Consider the following 17,429-nt stretch of genomic DNA (forward strand, 5'->3'; position numbering starts at 1 on the left):
TTACCCAATCTGATTAAAAATATCCATACTGCTTGATCACTTTATCAGGATTTTGCCAATCAAAAAAGAACCCGATCGCCCAGGTTCTTTTTGTTCAGATGGTGATGCCAATTGCCCTTAGTGAATAATGTAGGCGATATTGCCGGACTCGGCCCAGGCAGCGGCAAACTGATCGAGCCGGTATTTTACCCGAACACCCGCATTGCTGGCGGTACGCCGGATCGTTGATGATGATATAGTCGGTGCCATTTTCCTGGGTGAAACCGCAGACCACAATCAGGTGGCCCGGAGTCTGACGAATCGGGGCGCCATCGATTACCGGCAGATTGCCACTGACGGCAGCGCTATTTTTATAAGCCACCGCCACCGCCACCGGATGGCCCCCGACGATTTCCCGCTTGAGACCCTCGATGGTGGAATAATCGACATAGGCCTGGTAACCCAGACTGGCCGCATAGGCAGTGTTAAAGGGCCAGTTGCCAAAATCCTGATAACCGTAATCATAGGCCCCCCAGGCCGCCGTTTCCGGCTGGACAACGGTGCCATAATACGCAAGCATCATCGTCACACTGGTGGGGCTGCAGATGGAATCGGCAATGGCCGGATCCCGAACCATCTGGGAAAGTTGGGGCACATTGAGTACCGGCAAATTAAACAGATTGGGCGTGTCATAAAAAACCTTGGTGATCTCCTGACCAGGGTTCTGATTGCGCAGAGCAAGAGCTACCAGTCGCAGGTTTGGGGTGATGCCGGGGCTGCCGGAGTGAAGAATCACCCGGTATTGGATTTTGTTGGCAGTCTTGCCATTTTTAACCACCAGCGTATCAACATCCAGTTTAGCCAGCGGGCTATCGGTCGTTCCGATGCCGGAAGCCCGGTTGATACTGCTTCCCCAGCGTCCCCAGGAGAGCCAGTCCGACCAGTTTTCGGTGGACTGGCCGTTTGCATCCACGGCATTCTCACAAACCCGGGCTTCCACCTGAACCAGGCTGCCCGCTGGGGTATCAGCATTCCAGGACAGCACCGCCTTGGTAAAAGGGCTGGTATTAAAGACATTGGAGGTATAGACGCCAGCCTGGTTCCCGTTATTCAGAACAATGGCCCCGTCACCGGCATCCGAAACAATCGCAACCCGATCCAGCCCCAGAGCATTGCTGTTAAAGTCACTGGCGGTGGTCTGGATCAGCAGGTTTCCCGGCACTGACTTGCGTTCGACAAAGGGCGTCGGCTGATCGACGATACCCTCCGGCGGGTTGGTGCCGCGGGGCTGGATGATGATATGAATCCCTTCCAGTCGATAGGCATAGCCAGCGGTTCCGGCGCTTTCACCGTTTTTGGCCCAGCCCAGCCAGCCAAAATTCTGGGCGTGCACCTGATAATAGACATCAAAGGCATCGGCAGCAGCCCCGGTCAAACTGATCTGGATGGCCTCCAGGCGGTAGCTAAGCCCCTCGGTCCCGCTCATGGCGCCGTCATTCTTAAAGCCCCGATCTGTATCCGCTTCCCAGCCGATGTTCTGGATATGGGTCTGGTAACGAACGCCGAGGTCATAATCCGCAGCCTCCAGCTTGATTTCAATCCCTTCCAATCGCAGACTGCGGCCGGCAGTGCCACTGAGGACGCCATCACTGACAAAATCCTGCCAGCCATCATTCTGAACATGGGTGCGGTAGAGCACCCGGGGGGCGGTCGCCGCCAGCACCCCGGATGATAGCAGACCGGCCAATACAGTCAGGGTCAACAACAGCACTAATTGTATGAGTAAGTATTTCTTCATCGATTTCTCCATTTTTTCTGTGATCCTTGAGTCTGTGGCGCCGATAACCATTCAGACGCCACTTCGTCCAGTTAGCGCATCAGGCAGGCAGTTAAACCCTCCCGGTCGAGAATCCGAAAGGAATTCTGGTAATAATCCAGCAGGCCTTCGTCTTTCATCCGGCTCAGTTCCCGACTCATCGATGTCCGGGAAACATTGAGGTACTCGGCCAGCTCATTGCGGTTAAGGACAATATCAAAGCTGTGGCTGTTGTTTTGGCTGGCCTGATCAAGCAGATAGGTAGCCAGCTTTTCCCGCATCCCCTTTAACATCAGTAATTCGATTTTTACATTCATCCGAAAGTTTTTTTCACCCAACAGCATCATCATATTCTGAATCAGCTGAAAGTGAAAACCACAGGACTTGCCACAGGTTTTAATGATCCGCTCAAAGGGAATCACAAGAATTTGTGACGCTGCTTTAACACGGACACTGACCGGGGCAATCCGGGCTTTGGTGCAGACGATTCCCTCCCCAAAAATATGACCCGGCCCCAGCACATCCATAATCAAACGGGCTCCGGCAGGATTTTCTTTGATGATTTCGACTGCCCCGCTCAGCACAATCCCGACAAAAGCGATCTGGCTACCGGCCAGAATTACATAATCATCACTGTTGTAGTGACGGATACTGGCGTTGATGCAGGTCATCAGATTTTGATACTCGTCTCTATTGACCATATCAAACAGGGGGCATTGTGCGATCACCGGATAAAATTGCTCCATTTTTTTCTCTCCTTTTTGCAATTAACCCTATTATATGACAGCCACCCGATTCCGTAAAGGCCGAAAAAAAAGCGCCGGTTACGGCGCAACAGACTGTCAAAAAAGATAACCCAGTACCGACAATTGTTACATCATGTTGTACGCATCGGAGCGGACACGGTGCAACCTGTCCGATTCCGCAGCGAACAACAGATTAACAATTGGTCGGTACGGTAGTTTATCGTCAACCTCAAGCGCCGGTTACGGTGCTGGGGGGTATGGTGCGTTAGGCGTTAAGCGAAGCCAGATGGGCGTTGAGCTTGTCGACCAGGGCATCGGCGCTGGTGCTGTGAACCTGGCAGGCTTCTTCAATGGTTTCCATTTGTGAGGACGGACAGCCCAGACAATGCATCCCGATTTCCAATAGAATCGGAGCAAAGCCACCGTCAATTCTTAATAACTCACCAATTTTCATATCTTTACTTACTTTTTGCATGGTAAAACCTCCTGATATAATTGTTCAAACAATTATTTGTTTTTTAACTTGAACCCAGTATAGCACAAAAATAGCAGATAATTGTAGCCATAGCTACAATTATCTGTCTGAAAGTGGTTATAATAAAATCATCAAATAAAAACACCGCGCGAAACGATAGGCGCAACTCAGGAGGACGAACATGAGTAAATTTTTAGGACCGATTCATTTTTGGGTATATCATAAAATTCAGTTACAGGAAGCGATCATCACCGAAATCATCGCTTTAAATGGTAACCAGGCAAATCAGCTTCAGGCCGAGCTGGATCACCGTTATGGAGTTTCCGAAACCCGGCCGTTGGAGACGGTCATTGATCCTGGCAACATTCACGGCTGGCTCCAAACCAATGTCACCCGGGCCGAATACAAGCTGGCAGCGGCCATCACAACACTACTTGACCAGAACCCCGACAGCTATCCTCATATTGAAGCGATTTTCCGGTCCCAGGGACAGGCTTTATCGCAGTCCGATTTAACCCCAGCGGTACCGCCTATAAGCTGCTGAGCGACAGTCTGCTGGACGGAATGCCCTGTGATCACGCCAATGTTCTGATTGAAGAGGGGGATAACCAGGTTGTCTGGCAACGTAACCGCTGCGTTCACAGCTCCTACTGGCAGGCTGTCGGTGGTGACATTGCCGTCTATTATCGACTACGGGAAGCTCTAATCGAGGGCCTGCTGGCTGGCACCGGACAGGTTTATCAAAAACGTGACGCGCTCACCAGTATTATCAGGAGGTCTAACCAATGAACAGTATTACGTTAATGGTCGATGAGCATACCCATATTATCCGAATGCTGGCCGTGGTTCGCAAAGCCAGTACCCAGGTGATGCAGGGCCAGCCGATAAATTACGACGACTTTGACAAGATGATTGATTTCATCGCCAATTACGCCGACGTCCACCATCATGGCAAGGAAGAAGCCTTTCTTTTTAAAGCAATGGTCGATCACCTCGGTAAAATGGGCAGTAATCTGATTTCCCATGGGATGCTGGTGGAGCACGACTGGGGCCGCCTGTTTATCGCCGAGCTGAAAGCCGCCTTAATCCGGGTTCAGGCCGGAGACGACGACAGTCGTCTGGACGTCATTGCCAATGCCGTTGGTTACGCCAATCACCTGACCCGTCACATTGTCAAAGAAGACACGGTGGTTTATCCCTTTGCTGAAAAGCAACTGGCCCCAGAAATTCTGGCCCGGGTCAATGTCCAGACCGCCGAATTTGAAACCGCGGCTAATCAGCAGGGCATTCCCGCTTACTACCTGGGGATTTTAACCGAGCTCGAAGCCAAATACTGATGGCCGTTGACTGAACCAGCCCCACACTTGAGCAACACCACGAAAAAAAGTCCACTGTGTTTACAATGGACTTTTTTAAATTTAATTAACTGATCTGTTCATAACTGACAAAGGTCACATAGTCGTATTCACAATCCATCCGGGATTCATCACCTTTGGGAATGGACTTAATCCCACCCACCAGTTTGCCGCCTCTTTCAAACGCCTCACTGAGTTTACGGTGAAAATCCCGTGCATTGCTGCTAGTAATAATGCTAACTTTACCCATTTTTTTACCCTCCTGTGCTACTTCGAAGTTTTCATCCAGTATAGCACAGCAAATAATTGTTAAATAGCAGTAATTTTTATGCAAACCTTTACCAGTTCAATTTCTTAAGGTTTCTTTCAATTATCCTAAACGGATCGGTTGGACAGCATCACTCCGGCGACCCCGCTTTGTCATCGGGGACATAATCCCGAACAATTTTTAAGTTCTTTTTCAGGATTTTCTTTTCCCGATACATTTTCTCATCAGCCTGGTTGATAATCGAATCGATGTATTCATTGGAGCTGCCACTAATGGTTTCAATGCCGTGGCTGGCGCTAATCAGGTAACGGCGGTTTTCTGTGGCATTGATCTGTTCATATTCGGCCACAATCCGCTGCCACGCTGCTTCGGCCTCCGCTTCGTCGAGTCCTTCAAAAATAATCAAAAACTCGTCCCCGCCCAGTCGGGCCAGAAAGTCATTGCTGCGGATATTATTTTGAATGCCCCTGGTTACCGCGATAATCAGTTCATCACCGGCATCATGCCCGAGAAAATCATTAACATCCTTGAGGCCATTGATATCAATAAAACAGACCGATACCAGCTTTTCGTTTTTCTCAATATTTTTATAGAGCTGCTTCAGTTTTTCAAAGCCAGTGCGACGGTTAAAGACCCCGGTCATGGCGTCGTACTCCGAGTAATATTTGATTTCGTCATTCTTCACCTGATTGATGGTCAGAATCACTCCGGCAAAGACTGCCAGCGTCAAGATCAGCAGATAGGCAAAGAGATTATTACGCAATACCAAGAGCATTGTTGCAGCAAGACTACGGGTCAACAGCTGGCCTTCCGGGGTTGTGGCCGGAATAAAGGAGACCATTGTCCAATCTCCCAGCCCCGGCGCCAGGGTATGGTGCAAATCCAGTTCCAGTTCGGTAGCGGTAAGAATATTGGTATAGGCAAATACCCCGGCGGTCGTAGTCAGGGTACTATTTTTTTGGCTTTGGATGGTCGACCAGACTTCTGGAAAATCGGTTTTAAAGCTGTCGTTTAGGCGGTTGTCGTACATAAATCCCCAGGCCCTGTTCGGATCAGCACTGTTATACAACCAATAGCCATCGGCATTGAGCATAAAAACCTGGCCTTGGCTGGCAGTAGCAATTTTTTCCACCTGCGCCAGCAGATCATTGGCGGTATAATTCAGTACCACCAACCCCAGCAGCTGGCCTCTGGCACCATAGTAAGGGGTTGCCAGGCGGATCATCGGTTTGATTGGCTGCTCAATCTGGTCGTTTTCCTTGTTTAAATCCAGTGGTGACACATAAATCTGGTTTTGGGCCAGATTTATGCCCGCAGTAAAATAATAACGGTCAGCCTTGTTCTGAAGATCGTCGCTATCGGTCAGAGTCGCACCATTTTCATCATAATTAACCCGAATCACCTCATTACCATCAACATCGATAAAACGAATCTGGTCATAGATCATTTTACGGTTGGCAAAGGCCAGCCAGTGGTCTTCGGCGTCCGAGTAATCCCCCCGGCCGTTATCCCCCAGGGCCAGGGCATCAGTGGCGTAGAGCAGATCGGTGGCCAAACGGTTAACCTTATTTGAGATAATCGTTTTTTCGACTGCTACCAGCTGTTGCTGCTGAGCCAACAGCTTATTTTTTGGGCGGTATCGGCATTGATCTGGATCACCAGGGTGATCAGAAAATAGCCCAGACTGAAAATCAGGAATACCCCCAGGGTATAGAGTATCGTTTTTTTGGTATCTTTAAAGGTTTTATCGATCAAGGTTTAAACTCCTTTGTGGTAATCAAATCGCTCATTGCAAAACCGCCATGAGCTTTGCGCCCAGTTTCGCAATTATCCTGTAATCACGGTCATTGGCATCGGGCCCAGTCATTTCATTTTACCCCAATCAAGCCCTTAAAACAAGGGTGGCCATCAGCTTTTCTGTTAATCCCAAGGTTTTAAAGGCGCGGAATTTTCAGGCCATGCCCAGAAAGCGCAGCCACTTGGGCAAATCCCGCTGGCCCTGAGCATAGCCCTTTTGGTAGCTGTCGGCCAGTTTGTCGAAACTCACCTCCCGGTTTGATACCGGCATGGTCTCAGGGTAAACAAGAAAGGCCCGGCCCTGGCGCTCCAGAGCTTCCAGCTCATCCAGCGTTTTATTATAAATGACGTGACGATTAAGCATGGCCTGGGCCACCTTGGGATAGTTGCGATAGTAGGCTCTAATTGCGTGTTTAAATTTAAGCGGTGATTTCCGGTAGCCCTTTTCCCGGGTCAGCACCACAAAATATTTCTGATATCCGTCCTGTTTGGCAATGTCCAATGCAATCCCGCCGCCCAATCCGCCATCCACAAAGGAGCGGCCATCGTAATCGGTAGGCGGCATAAAAATCGGCAGGGATGAAGACCCCCGGACGATTTTCATCAGGTCTTCCATTGCGGTGATGTCTTCCTTGCGGTAATAGATTACCTTGCCCAGGCGACGCTCAAACAAACCAATACGCAACTGCGCCGGATTGGTCATAAAGGTGTCAAAATCCAGCGGCAGAGTGCCCCCCGGCAGGGAGGTTTCTTCATAAAGATAAGAGGACCTGAAAAAGCCCTCTCCTTTTATAAAGGACTTCCAGCCACCGAAATTAGGATCCTGAGCAATTTCCACGAAGGAACGCCGGGCCCGTTCCGGATCCCGGGATAAATAATTGACGCAATGGCTGGAACCCGCCGAGATTCCGGCCACATAGTCAAAGTGAAGCTGATTTTTAAGCAACGTATTTAAAAAACCGGCGGTATAGCTGGCCCGCATCCCCCACCTTCAAAGATCAGGGCGGTATCCTTGATATTACTTTTAATGGTCTTGCTGGCTGTCTTTTTTTCTTCCATTTTGTCTCCTGTATCTGTGTTTCGTGTTTGTCCCTGCTTAGTTTAACTGAAAAAACCGTCAAATTCAATCCTTATCACGGGGAGCCAAAACAAAGCCATCCTCTCAGAAAGAAAGAACAGCTTTGTGACGAGGAAAACTTTAGCGATGCCCAACCGCTTTTTTTGATTCCATTTATTGCTGCTTAAACCATTTTTGATTTTTTCGTTACCAGCGCAACGCCACCGACCAGCAGGATGGCCAGAACAAGGGGAATGACATTTTCCCAGACTTCGGTCTCGACATAGGCCGTCGGGTTCCCGGTCAGAACGCCATAGGCCTGGCCCATCAGTAGGTGCTCATAGCCGTCACCACTGTTGTTTTTGGCGGCAGTCATCGAAAAACCGGCGCCATTCTGGAAGATCATTACATAATCAGAGCCACCAAAGAGGAAATAGCCCAACATATCTCCTTTTTTGACAACCATTCCGGGTTTGATATTCTCTTCAAAAAGCACCGATGAAACCTGTGACATGCCCACCGGAATCAGGGCTACCAGTCCATAATCAACGGTCTCAAGAATAACACTGCCCCGGGTTTCAACTGCCTGCCAACCATAGTCCTCGGCATTAAGCATATAGCGCTGGGCTTGTTCGTCCCAGTAGGTGATCCCGCCAACAGCATCGTCCTGATAAATGCTACGGACTTCACGGATCGTCCCGCCGACTGGAAAGTGGAAGCGATGATAATCCTGAACGTTCAGGAAGGTATGGGTCAGCACCCCACCGGCAAAGGCATCGCTGTATTCACTACCGGCCCCGAGCAGCGCCGGGATCGAATCAAAGGTCAGCGATTTTATTTTCACACCATCCCCGACAACCCGGGAATCGCCGTCGATCTGCCAGACACCCTGAGGAACCGAATCCGCTGGTGCCACTACGACAGCCTCGTCCTCCGGTGCCGCAATCGGACGAACATCTGGCGAAACCAGGTAGCGGCTAAAAAAATCGTTAAAACTGTGCCAGTTGGCAGGATCTTCATACCAGCCATTTTGTAAGCCGAAATCGAGATTGTTATAGGCAGTCTGATAATAGCTGTCATTCCAGGACGCTGGAGTGCTCAGGTATTGGCCCCACTCTTTGGTGAATTTAATCATCCAGGAACGGTAGGGCTCATGGTATTGCAGCGAATTATTATAATACCCCATATCCGCCAGCTCTTCTAAGGGCTGATCGGTGATGAAGTAAAAATAATCCAGACTCTGATCGATCTGGTCATAGAGGGCCGGGTAAGTCTCACCGACATTGGGGAGAATCGTCCAGGGCATGGCTTTTGAAGCCCAGTCAATGTAGTCATAAAACGCCTCCAGCGACTGCACCGGATTGGAGTTTTTATCAGGATTAACGGTTTTTGCCTGGTCAATCGATTTTTCCAGGAGTGTTTGCAGCTCCGGGTTATGGTCTACCATTAAGATCAGTTCCTCAGTGATGGGCTCATGTACCGGGTTTTGGGCCCAGGCGACAGGGGTTGACAGCAGCAGTAAACTGACAACCAGAAACAGTGATACCAGCTTTCTCATTCGCTTCCTCCAAAATAAATTTGCGATCCATTCCTGAATCTGAAATCTATATACCCCGATCAGCCCCAACTATGTCAGCGCTCTGAAAAAAAGCAGTCAAACCGATAAACCTGTCTGTTTACTCTGCGACGCTTTATAAAGGGCTCACTAAACACTGATTCGCCGAGGCGGCAGCAAGCAAATCCGATACTTTTGGGTTGTGTTAATCCCGCCATCCTGTTAAACTGAAGCTGGTACCCTGGCAAAAGCACTTAAGCCCTGGTATGGATAAAATTTTAAAAGGAGTCATCGATGTTAAATGATACCACTAATAATTACCTGAAGGCCTGTGAGACCTGGCGGCAAAAGATTCTGGGGATGCATATCCCGGAGCTGCTTGACAAACTGCCGGAACTTCAGTGTGAAGAAGACTATCTGACGGTGAAACTGTTTGCTAAAAAATTTGGGATGGATTTAAAAACCGGCGTTATTGTCAATCTTGACGATTTTTCGCCTGCGGAGATCATCAGTCAATTAAATATTTATACCTTTCTGTGGTTTTCGAGCCCCCAGGCCCGTTGTACCGATTTATGGGTGCCATTCCGGGAATTATCCGGGGCCTCCCCGTTTGCCATGGCCTTTGAGAAAAATGTTCTGGAGCCCCTGGCAATGACTTTTTCCGGCCAGACCGAGGCCCTTTCCCAGGCCTACGAAACCCTGGGTGGCACCCGACTGTCCCATTCTGATGCCGGTGGACTGGTCAAGTCGTTTGACAGCATTCCCCTCAAATTTCTGTTCTGGGATGGCGATGATGAATTCCCGGCTCAGGCCAATATTCTCTATGACCGCAGCGCCACTGATTTCATCCACGTAGAAAGCACCGTCAGCCTGGCCATGGAGGGCATCGAACGACTGGCCGCAGTGGCTGGGGTGGCGATCAAGGGGCCGCTTTTTAAGATGTAGCGGCAGGGGGGCCGCTGATCCAAGAACCACAGATTTCGACTGATCTACCCCCATATAGCCTGGTTCAGCCCTGAACAACTCTATTTTTGCCCTGGGTTTTGGCCGTATCCAGACGCTGGTCGGCCCGACGGACGAGACTGTCCAGTTGATCCCCTTCTTCAAAGGCAGCCACCCCAAAACTGCAGGACAGGTGGCCGACTTGGGCAAAATCATGATCGCCAATGAGCACTCGCAATTTTTCTGCGATTTCGGCCGCCAGGGGCAAGGGGATGTCGGGAAACGTCAGAATAAATTTATCGCCACCCCAACGCACAAAAATATCCGAGCTGCGAATATGCAACTGAATGAAATTGGCCAGCTCTAATAAGATGGCATCGCCGACCAAATGACCGTGCTGTGTATTAATTTCTTTAAAATTATCAATGTCAAACATCACCACCGATAAATGGCCCTGCTGGCGTCGGGCCCGTTCGGTCAGTCCGTCGTAATCCTTATTGAATTTTGCTTTATTATAGATCCCGGTCAGGGCGTCAAATTCAGCCAACCGGATCAGCTCGAGCAGATTCAGATAATGAAACCGCTTGTAGGTGTTGCTGCGGTAGGACGCCAGACTGCTGATGACAATAATCAGCAACACCCCCAGACCTGCGACCCAAGCATCGGCACTCAGGCCATTTTCGACCACCACCATCACAAAATAACTGACACCCAGCAAAAGCGTGGTAAAAACAGCCAGTAACCAGCGACTATTAATCAGAAAAACCACCAGGATCATCACAATCAAGCTGAGCACCTGAACCAGTGGGGCCACCGGCATCAGGTTGGTGAGCAGATAAAGCAGGGCCAGCCCAACAGCAATTTCGTACCCGGTAAACCAGTAGCTCAGCAAGGTACCTACGGTAGCGAATGAGACCTTAAAAAATAAAAAGAACAGCGCCACAGTCACCACCACAATCATACTGGCAGCGATACGAAAATCATGGTGATCGACAATCCGATCATACACCGGCAGTAACAGTACCAGAAAAAATAATGCCGCCGCCAGAATCCCCAGCCGAATCCAATTGAAATGAGCCACGATTTCTGCCTGATAAAATTCCTGTTCCAGCCGTTCATCCCTGAATTCGCCTAAATAGATCGGTGCTTTGGATTCCTGTTCCGAATTCATTTTGATCACCCTTTCTGTATCGATTGGCGCTCATTATGATCTGCGTGACGCTTCCCACTCTGATGACCATGTCTATTTTTATTATACCCGAAATGCATGAGGATACGCAGAACGGCGATTTAAAAACGCACCATCCGCCACTAAAAATGCGACTGGTCCCACCGCAAACAAACCCACTGGATTAATCCCAGTGGGTTTGTTTAGGTTTGATTAAACGCTCATACGCACACGATCTGATTCTTACCGGTTTTTTTGGCCCGATACATGGCATCGTCCACCAATTTAAAAACATTGCGGGCATGATCATCTGCCCGGGAACCGGAAATACCAATACTTAACGTAATTGCCAGGGTAATGGGATAATCCCCATTCTCTACCGCCTGCCGCATCGCTTCAGCCAGCTCATAGGCGGTGTCAACACCGGTTTCCGGCAATAGGATGACAAACTCATCGCCACCCCAACGGGCCACAACATCGGTTTTTCTAGCAATATTTGAAATGGTGGCGGCCACTGTTTTTAATATATCGTCCCCAATTAAATGGCCGTTCATGTCATTAATCTGTTTAAAGTCATCGATATCCAACAAAATCAGGGCGTAATTTCTTTGAAAGTTTTTAAAACGCCGCTGTTCGTTTAGCAGGGCTTCCTCAAAATAGTGACGGGAGGCTACCTTGGTCAGACGATCGCGGTTGATCAGATCGCTGAGTTCGTCATAGGCCTGCTTTAAACTTTTGGTGCGCTTTTCCACCATTTCCTGGAGCAGGTGGGCCCGTTCTTCCAGCTCTTTTAACGGAAAGGACTCCTCATCGCCATGGACATCGGTGGGAAAGGACAGGTGCATCCCGACGATAGCGACCGTGTCTTGGTTGCGATGCATCACCAGCAGCAGCCGTAAATTGTTGAATTTGACCCACTGCTCAAGAATCACGGTTTTCATATCAAGCTCCGCTGCCACCAGGGCGTTGTCGGCATCCAGCAACAGAAATTGTTTCTGATGGAAGGTAACCGCAATCGGGTTGGGAGCTGATTCAATATCCTGCTGGTAGAGCAGCATGGCTTCGGCCTTGGTATAGGTTCGTTCTGCCAGACCGGTACCAAAACCAAAAAACGATTCGGCAAACAAGCTTGCTGTTTTGTTAAGATCACGTTCTGTTAAATAAGCGGTGATAAAGTCGTCAAAGTGTTTCTGGAAAGGGATCAGTTCTTTATTTATCGTTTCATTCATAATTCACCGGGCTGATCTTGACTGCGGCAAGTATCAACCTGTTCCTTTCATAATAGTTTATGTGTTCGGGGGTGTGGGAAAATGGCATTTACTGCCTGACTAGCCAAGTCATTAAGCCTTCTTACCCGGAATAATAACGCCATCGCGCGACGATAACATTACTCCACAAAGATGCTTAAATTGTCCATATAGTTACAGTTTAATCGATTACCAGTCGAATGTCAATCATTGTCTGAACAGTCGGGTCGCACCATTTCATCACCCAATAATCAATTGCATTTAATAACTGTTCGTGCTATACTGACTCAACACCGTCATTGCTTTGGCAGTGGCCTTAACTAATCAATGAACAGGAGAAATAAGATGGAAGACTTTACCGCACTAACCAACGAAGAATTAAAAAATCGGTTGGCATACCTGAAAGAAGAATTACAGGATGTTGAAAATGAACGTAGCTTTATCTTTAAGCAATCCGGCATGCATGTTTCCAGCAGCAAAATATCGATGCAGATGGAAGAATTTGACACCGAAATCAAACGGCTTAAAAGTCAGATTGATGCCTGTTGTGAAGCCATGACCAGTGGCCAGGCCTAAGGGCTGACCCCGGGACAAGAGCAACCGAGGTACAACCGTGACCGCCATCGAAAGGAACCTAACTACCCAACAGCTTGAAAAAATCCAGGCACTGGTTGGCACCATTTCAGAAGATGATTTAAAATACGTCGATGCCTATATTTCTGATTATCTGGGGATTTTTATCCCCAGTGTAGGCTTCTGTCAATATGCCATCCGGGTGGGACATACCCACCCCAGCTATTCCTTTGTGGTTTTTTTCACTGCCGAACAACAGTTTTTAAAAACCACCATTGCCCTTGCCGACGACCATTATCTAGGGGCCTGTCTATCACCGGGGCTGCCCCATGAGGAAGAAGAAACCGACCAGTTCACCCGCTATGCCGCTCTTTTTATTGACCGGAACTATTTTGAGCTACGCTGCCGCCACTATCTGGCCGCTGCCCCGACGCCGGTTTATTTCTGGCAGCAGTTTGCGGTTTCACCAGAAACCATGATCGACATCAAACGCTTTATTGATGCTGGTGACCGACCCACCCGCTATAGCCTCCCCTACCGCAACGCCCTAGCTGAGTTGATTACCCAGGGTCTGTTACAGGGGCTGTTTCCCAGTGATTCCGGGGTCTCGCTTCTGTCCCCAAAAATGGATGTGGTAGCAATCATCGACTACATGGAAGATCATTTCGGAGACAAGCTGACCGTCCCCCTACTGGCCCGCAAAATGGGGCTGTCGGCATCCCAGTTCAATCGCCGTTTTAAACAGGAGACCGGTTCGTCACCAATGGACTTCTTTCTCGAACTTCGTCTTAAAAAAGCCCGGAAGCTGCTGCGGAGTAGCACCAAGACCATTACTGAAATCGCACAGGATTGCGGATTTGCCAGCGCCTCCCATTTTTCTACCGCCTTTAAAAAACACACCAGCCTCAGTCCCAGTGACTATCAACAGCTCTATCAAAGAGCTACATAGCCGAATCATATAAGTGGATGCGTGTTTTTTGAAAGCAATCCCTGCAGTTTTTCGATATAGTAACCTCCAAGAAAGATATCGGTGGGGTATTTGCCACGTTACGGCCGTTTCCGGACTGTGCCGGAAAACCGACCCCTGGCGCCCCCTTGAAATTAAGACGAGGTGATTGTAATGAACAAACAGGAAATGTATACCCTAATGAATCAGAACCCAGCCTTTTATCTGGCCACCGCTGACGGCGATCAGCCCCGGGTGCGGGGCATGTTACTCTATCGGGCCGACGAAAACGGGATTATTTTTCACTCCGGAACCATGAAAGACGTTTATGCTCAGATCTGCCAGAACCCCAAAGTCGAACTTTGTTTTAACGATTATCAAAGCGGCTGCCAACTGCGGGTGCGGGGCCAACTAGAAATTATTGATGACAACAACCTCAAAGACGAAATTGCCAACCATCCCAGCCGGGCTTTTTTAAAACCCTGGAAAGAAAGTGGTGAACTGTCGGATTTTTATCAGACCTTTGCTGTCTTTAAGCTCACTGGCGGCACCGCCATCACCTGGACGATGGACACCAATTTCGCTCCCAAAGTGGACACCCTCCTCTAAACGATTTAACCGCCGGGGTTTATTTTAAACCCCGGCGGTTTTTTTTCGCTATCCGTTGCTGCCAACTGCTTCGGCAGATTAACCAATTCTTGACAGCTTTTTTTATAAATGATTGTTTTTCTGATTAATTTTATACTATAATAAGTCGTGACTGAGATTACTTACAGAAAGGATGAAAAATTGAAAACACACATGTATAATAATATTTTGGAAACCATTGGCCATACGCCGATGGTTCGGATTAATCATTTAAATCCCAACCCTCAGGTGGAAATGCTGGCCAAGTATGAGGGTGTTAACCCCACCGGCAGCATCAAGGATCGGATTGCCTTAAAAATGGTGGAACAGGCCGAGGCCGAAGGTATTTTAACCAGAGATAAGATTATTATTGAGCCCACCAGCGGCAACACCGGCATTGGTCTGGCGATGATCGCCGCTGTCAAGGGCTACCAGCTGGAAATCGTCATGAGCGAAGCCGTTTCCATCGAACGCCGAAAAATGATCCAGGCCTTCGGGGCTACTGTCACCCTGACTTCCCCCAACGAAGGTACCGACGGGGCCATCCGCAAGGTTCGGGAGCTGATTGCTAAGTACCCGGATCGCTACTTTAATCCCGATCAGTTCAGTAATAAATATAATAAGCTGGCCCACTACTCCACCACCGCCGAAGAAATCTGGGCACAGACCGAAGGAAAAGTGACCCACCTGGTGTCTTCCTTAGGCACCTCCGGCACCATTATGGGGGTGGGCATGGGCCTGCGCCATCATAACCCTGAGGTGAAAATTGTGGAAGCCCAGCCGGTGCTTGGTCATTATATTCAGGGCCTGAAAAACATGGAAGAAGCCATTGTCCCAGCCCTCTACCAGCCTGACGCCATTGACGAACATATCATGGTTGAATCGGAAATCGCCTTTGATTATGCCCGCCAGATTGTCAAAAAAGAAGGGATTTTTGTGGGTATGAGCAGTGGCGCCGCTATGTATGCCGCCACCGAAGTGGCCAAGAAAATTGATTCCGGCCTGATTGTGGTAATCTTCCCGGATCGGGGCGAAAAATATCTCAGCACCGATTTATTTAAGCTGTAACAATTATTAATCAGTTTAATGTAACTTTGTAAAAAAACAAAATTCAACTGCGTTATAAAAAGTCTTCATGGGATCTTTCGTTTCCCGTGAAGACTTTTTTCAAGCTCTATTCAAGTTCCATTGGCTATAAATAATCGGGACACTTTTTCGGTCACCGTGATCGACGCTTCGGACTGTGGGCTAAAAGCTAGCCATCGTCGTTTTTGGAGCCATCGCTTCACTCTCAAAGTGATCCCCAGACAGTCAGCAGTGAACGATTCTGTGGCCATCCGGACAGGTTTCTTGAATCGTCAGGTGAACTCATCCCAGATCGTTTCTCTTGCCTGCTGAAAATTTTACGAAAGGAGAACCAAAAATGATCAGTTCAATCAGTCAAAGTGGTAGTGCTTCCAGTATCTGGCAGGCTTATCAAGCCAAACTTACGGCCGCCAGCGAGACCAGCGATACTGGCGAGACCAGCCAGGTCGATGGCTCCATGCCGCCTCCGCCAAAAGGTCCGCCACCACCGCCACCACCAGATGCCAGTGCCACATCCGACTCCACCGACTCAACCATCCTGACAGCGGAACAGGAAGATTTAATCAGCTCGCTGCTTGAAGAGTACGACGCCGCCTCACTCAGTGAAGAGGATGCCAGCACCATCGTATCAACCTTGCGAGACGCCGGTATTCCGGCTGGCAGCGCCTTAGCTGATGCGGTTGAAGCAAACGGCTTTGATCTCCAGGAAATCCTGGACCTTGTTCCTGCGACAGAGAGCATGCCTAATGGCGGTATTTCGCAAAACTACATGCAAATCCGGGAATCAATGGGCAGCTTAAGCTTCCTGGATGATACCGAATCAAGCCAAAGCACCCAGACCAACCAATCATTACTATCGCTATTTCAACAATACCAGAACAACCAGAACACCAGTCAGGCCAGTGTGAATGTCCTGGCGTGATATGAATTAACACATTTACTAAACCCAAAGACACCCCTGGCGGATTATCGGCCAGGGGTGTTTTAGTTGTATTGCAACGGAAACGTAACATAATTAAAGAAATTTAAGACAGGGGGCCATGATATAAAAAGTTGCTATTCAAAGTTCTAAGCGGTTCAAAAAAGCCAAACATGGTGCTGTTGGATCAAGTTGAGAACATTTTAATTCTACTCTTTTAGTTCTTCAATCACCGCCACAAAGGTATCCACTGGTTGCGCGCCACTGACAGCCGTTGTTCCGTTAAACAAAAAATAGGGGACGCCATGTATCTGGCGGGAACGGGCATTTTCCTCATCTTGACGGACTTCTTTTTCATACGCCGATGATTCTAAAATGCGTAAGACTTCCACTTGATCTAATCCCACTTCACCTGCAATGGCCGTTAACACGTCAAAATCTGAAATGTTCAATCCCTCCGTAAAATAGCTTTTCATCACCGCTTCGGTATAGACCTGCTGCTTGCCCTGATCCTTGGCGTAATGGGACAACCGGTGCGCATCAAAGGTATTGGTCGGCTGCAGTTTGTCAAAATTAAAATCCAGGTCAACTTCTCTGGCCGCATTGATGATATTGTTGTTAGCCGCTATGGCCTGTTCCAAACTCATTCCATATTTCTTGGCAATCAGTTGATTAATGTTCTCATCATAGCTCTTCCTGGCATTTGGATCCAATTCATACGCATTAAAAACGATCTCGGCTGCTGCTGTCATCCCTGTTTTTTCGAGGGCTAAGGCAAGTTTTCTTTCTCCGATATAACAAAAGGGACAGACATAATCTGACCAAATTTCTACTTTCACTGTTATTACCTCACAATTCTTACCGCTGGCAAGA

General features: G+C 48.7%; 20 protein-coding genes. 9 read left to right on the plus strand and 11 right to left on the minus strand.

What is annotated here, in order from left to right; genetic code table 11:
* Positions 1-94 precede the first annotated feature (94 nt).
* The 3 genes from CHL1_RS09760 to CHL1_RS09770 form a co-directional block, all read right to left on the minus strand.
* Positions 95-1,777, minus strand: a complete 1,683-nt coding sequence (locus tag CHL1_RS09760) for a C39 family peptidase (RefSeq protein WP_250932618.1) — start codon at positions 1,775-1,777, stop codon at positions 95-97.
* Positions 1,778-1,848: 71 nt separating this feature from the next.
* Positions 1,849-2,541, minus strand: a complete 693-nt coding sequence (locus CHL1_RS09765; protein ID WP_250932620.1) for a Crp/Fnr family transcriptional regulator — start codon at positions 2,539-2,541, stop codon at positions 1,849-1,851.
* Positions 2,542-2,806: 265 nt separating this feature from the next.
* Entirely contained in the window at positions 2,807-3,016 is a 210-nt protein-coding gene (locus tag CHL1_RS09770) for a DUF1858 domain-containing protein (RefSeq protein ID WP_070369841.1), read from the minus strand.
* 181 nt (positions 3,017-3,197) lie between these two features.
* Here CHL1_RS09770 and CHL1_RS09775 point away from each other — a divergent pair, with 181 nt between their 5' ends.
* From CHL1_RS09775 to CHL1_RS09785, 3 genes are read left to right on the plus strand one after another with little or no spacing between them, the layout of a single operon-like run.
* Complete coding sequence (locus CHL1_RS09775; protein ID WP_250932622.1) at positions 3,198-3,560, plus strand: hypothetical protein; 363 nt, start codon at positions 3,198-3,200, stop codon at positions 3,558-3,560.
* A 20-nt stretch (positions 3,561-3,580) separates the two neighbouring features.
* On the plus strand, positions 3,581-3,805 hold the full coding sequence (locus tag CHL1_RS09780) for a hypothetical protein (RefSeq protein ID WP_250932624.1): 225 nt from the start codon (positions 3,581-3,583) through the stop codon (positions 3,803-3,805).
* Positions 3,802-4,353, plus strand: coding sequence for a hemerythrin domain-containing protein (locus CHL1_RS09785; RefSeq protein ID WP_070369839.1), 552 nt, complete (start codon positions 3,802-3,804; stop codon positions 4,351-4,353). Before CHL1_RS09780 ends, CHL1_RS09785 begins: the two co-directional genes overlap by 4 nt.
* An 85-nt stretch (positions 4,354-4,438) precedes the next feature.
* Here the strand turns inward: CHL1_RS09785 and CHL1_RS09790 are convergent, their stop codons facing one another.
* The 5 genes from CHL1_RS09790 to CHL1_RS09810 all read right to left on the minus strand — a co-directional run bounded on the left by CHL1_RS09790 (position 4,439) and on the right by CHL1_RS09810 (position 9,051).
* Positions 4,439-4,621 carry a hypothetical protein gene (locus CHL1_RS09790; protein ID WP_070369838.1) on the minus strand — a complete coding sequence of 61 codons (183 nt, stop codon included), beginning with the start codon at positions 4,619-4,621 and terminating at the stop codon, positions 4,439-4,441.
* A 148-nt stretch (positions 4,622-4,769) separates the two neighbouring features.
* Positions 4,770-6,257 (minus strand): sensor domain-containing diguanylate cyclase, encoded by a 1,488-nt coding sequence (locus tag CHL1_RS09795; RefSeq protein WP_250932626.1) that lies wholly within the window; start codon positions 6,255-6,257, stop codon positions 4,770-4,772.
* A complete protein-coding gene (locus tag CHL1_RS09800) occupies positions 6,233-6,394 on the minus strand; it encodes a hypothetical protein (RefSeq protein ID WP_250932628.1) in 162 nt (53 codons plus the stop codon). The genes CHL1_RS09795 and CHL1_RS09800 overlap by 25 nt, the downstream gene beginning before the upstream one ends.
* A gap of 196 nt (positions 6,395-6,590) precedes the next feature.
* Complete coding sequence (locus CHL1_RS09805) at positions 6,591-7,418, minus strand: patatin-like phospholipase family protein (RefSeq protein ID WP_250932630.1); 828 nt, start codon at positions 7,416-7,418, stop codon at positions 6,591-6,593.
* 259 nt (positions 7,419-7,677) lie between these two features.
* On the minus strand, positions 7,678-9,051 hold the full coding sequence (locus CHL1_RS09810; protein ID WP_250932632.1) for a phosphatidylserine decarboxylase: 1,374 nt from the start codon (positions 9,049-9,051) through the stop codon (positions 7,678-7,680).
* A 291-nt stretch (positions 9,052-9,342) separates the two neighbouring features.
* Between CHL1_RS09810 and CHL1_RS09815 the strand changes: the two genes are divergently transcribed.
* On the plus strand, positions 9,343-9,993 hold the full coding sequence (locus CHL1_RS09815; RefSeq protein WP_148636518.1) for a DUF3786 domain-containing protein: 651 nt from the start codon (positions 9,343-9,345) through the stop codon (positions 9,991-9,993).
* A 64-nt stretch (positions 9,994-10,057) separates the two neighbouring features.
* On the opposite strand, the gene CHL1_RS09820 is transcribed toward CHL1_RS09815, so the two are convergent.
* Positions 10,058-11,161 carry a GGDEF domain-containing protein gene (locus tag CHL1_RS09820; RefSeq protein WP_250932633.1) on the minus strand — a complete coding sequence of 368 codons (1,104 nt, stop codon included), beginning with the start codon at positions 11,159-11,161 and terminating at the stop codon, positions 10,058-10,060.
* Positions 11,162-11,379: 218 nt separating this feature from the next.
* Positions 11,380-12,387 carry a diguanylate cyclase gene (locus CHL1_RS09825; RefSeq protein ID WP_250932635.1) on the minus strand — a complete coding sequence of 336 codons (1,008 nt, stop codon included), beginning with the start codon at positions 12,385-12,387 and terminating at the stop codon, positions 11,380-11,382.
* A 363-nt stretch (positions 12,388-12,750) separates the two neighbouring features.
* Between CHL1_RS09825 and CHL1_RS09830 the strand changes: the two genes are divergently transcribed.
* The 5 genes from CHL1_RS09830 to CHL1_RS09850 all read left to right on the plus strand — a co-directional run bounded on the left by CHL1_RS09830 (position 12,751) and on the right by CHL1_RS09850 (position 16,559).
* On the plus strand, positions 12,751-12,981 hold the full coding sequence (locus CHL1_RS09830; protein WP_148636515.1) for a hypothetical protein: 231 nt from the start codon (positions 12,751-12,753) through the stop codon (positions 12,979-12,981).
* Positions 12,982-13,018: 37 nt separating this feature from the next.
* Positions 13,019-13,927 (plus strand): AraC family transcriptional regulator, encoded by a 909-nt coding sequence (locus tag CHL1_RS09835; RefSeq protein ID WP_250932637.1) that lies wholly within the window; start codon positions 13,019-13,021, stop codon positions 13,925-13,927.
* Positions 13,928-14,098: 171 nt separating this feature from the next.
* On the plus strand, positions 14,099-14,533 hold the full coding sequence (locus tag CHL1_RS09840; RefSeq protein ID WP_250932639.1) for a pyridoxamine 5'-phosphate oxidase family protein: 435 nt from the start codon (positions 14,099-14,101) through the stop codon (positions 14,531-14,533).
* A 192-nt stretch (positions 14,534-14,725) separates the two neighbouring features.
* Positions 14,726-15,619: a PLP-dependent cysteine synthase family protein gene (locus tag CHL1_RS09845; RefSeq protein WP_250936266.1), complete on the plus strand. Its 894-nt coding sequence runs from the start codon at positions 14,726-14,728 to the stop codon at positions 15,617-15,619.
* A gap of 355 nt (positions 15,620-15,974) precedes the next feature.
* A complete protein-coding gene (locus tag CHL1_RS09850) occupies positions 15,975-16,559 on the plus strand; it encodes a hypothetical protein (protein ID WP_250932641.1) in 585 nt (194 codons plus the stop codon).
* A gap of 206 nt (positions 16,560-16,765) precedes the next feature.
* Here the strand turns inward: CHL1_RS09850 and CHL1_RS09855 are convergent, their stop codons facing one another.
* Positions 16,766-17,395 carry a DsbA family oxidoreductase gene (locus CHL1_RS09855; protein ID WP_250932643.1) on the minus strand — a complete coding sequence of 210 codons (630 nt, stop codon included), beginning with the start codon at positions 17,393-17,395 and terminating at the stop codon, positions 16,766-16,768.
* Between the last annotated feature and the right edge of the window lie 34 nt (positions 17,396-17,429).

The organism is Acetobacterium wieringae (genome assembly GCF_023700225.1).
Classification (GTDB): Bacteria; Bacillota; Clostridia; order Eubacteriales; family Eubacteriaceae; genus Acetobacterium; species Acetobacterium wieringae.

What these genes read in the sequence shown, in the direction of transcription:
- CHL1_RS09810 (WP_250932632.1), bottom strand. Translation starts at nt 9,051, where the DNA reads ATGAGAAAGCTGGTATCACTGTTTCTGGTTGTCAGTTTACTGCTGCTG.
- CHL1_RS09760 (WP_250932618.1), bottom strand. Translation starts at nt 1,777, where the DNA reads ATGAAGAAATACTTACTCATACAATTAGTGCTGTTGTTGACCCTGACT.
- CHL1_RS09845 (WP_250936266.1), top strand. Translation starts at nt 14,726, where the DNA reads ATGTATAATAATATTTTGGAAACCATTGGCCATACGCCGATGGTTCGG.
- CHL1_RS09820 (WP_250932633.1), bottom strand. Translation starts at nt 11,161, where the DNA reads ATGAATTCGGAACAGGAATCCAAAGCACCGATCTATTTAGGCGAATTC.
- CHL1_RS09805 (WP_250932630.1), bottom strand. Translation starts at nt 7,418, where the DNA reads ATGCGGGCCAGCTATACCGCCGGTTTTTTAAATACGTTGCTTAAAAAT.
- CHL1_RS09815 (WP_148636518.1), top strand. Translation starts at nt 9,343, where the DNA reads ATGTTAAATGATACCACTAATAATTACCTGAAGGCCTGTGAGACCTGG.
- CHL1_RS09840 (WP_250932639.1), top strand. Translation starts at nt 14,099, where the DNA reads ATGAACAAACAGGAAATGTATACCCTAATGAATCAGAACCCAGCCTTT.
- CHL1_RS09785 (WP_070369839.1), top strand. Translation starts at nt 3,802, where the DNA reads ATGAACAGTATTACGTTAATGGTCGATGAGCATACCCATATTATCCGA.
- CHL1_RS09790 (WP_070369838.1), bottom strand. Translation starts at nt 4,621, where the DNA reads ATGGGTAAAGTTAGCATTATTACTAGCAGCAATGCACGGGATTTTCAC.
- CHL1_RS09850 (WP_250932641.1), top strand. Translation starts at nt 15,975, where the DNA reads ATGATCAGTTCAATCAGTCAAAGTGGTAGTGCTTCCAGTATCTGGCAG.
- CHL1_RS09780 (WP_250932624.1), top strand. Translation starts at nt 3,581, where the DNA reads ATGCCCTGTGATCACGCCAATGTTCTGATTGAAGAGGGGGATAACCAG.
- CHL1_RS09830 (WP_148636515.1), top strand. Translation starts at nt 12,751, where the DNA reads ATGGAAGACTTTACCGCACTAACCAACGAAGAATTAAAAAATCGGTTG.
- CHL1_RS09775 (WP_250932622.1), top strand. Translation starts at nt 3,198, where the DNA reads ATGAGTAAATTTTTAGGACCGATTCATTTTTGGGTATATCATAAAATT.
- CHL1_RS09825 (WP_250932635.1), bottom strand. Translation starts at nt 12,387, where the DNA reads ATGAATGAAACGATAAATAAAGAACTGATCCCTTTCCAGAAACACTTT.
- CHL1_RS09765 (WP_250932620.1), bottom strand. Translation starts at nt 2,541, where the DNA reads ATGGAGCAATTTTATCCGGTGATCGCACAATGCCCCCTGTTTGATATG.
- CHL1_RS09770 (WP_070369841.1), bottom strand. Translation starts at nt 3,016, where the DNA reads ATGCAAAAAGTAAGTAAAGATATGAAAATTGGTGAGTTATTAAGAATT.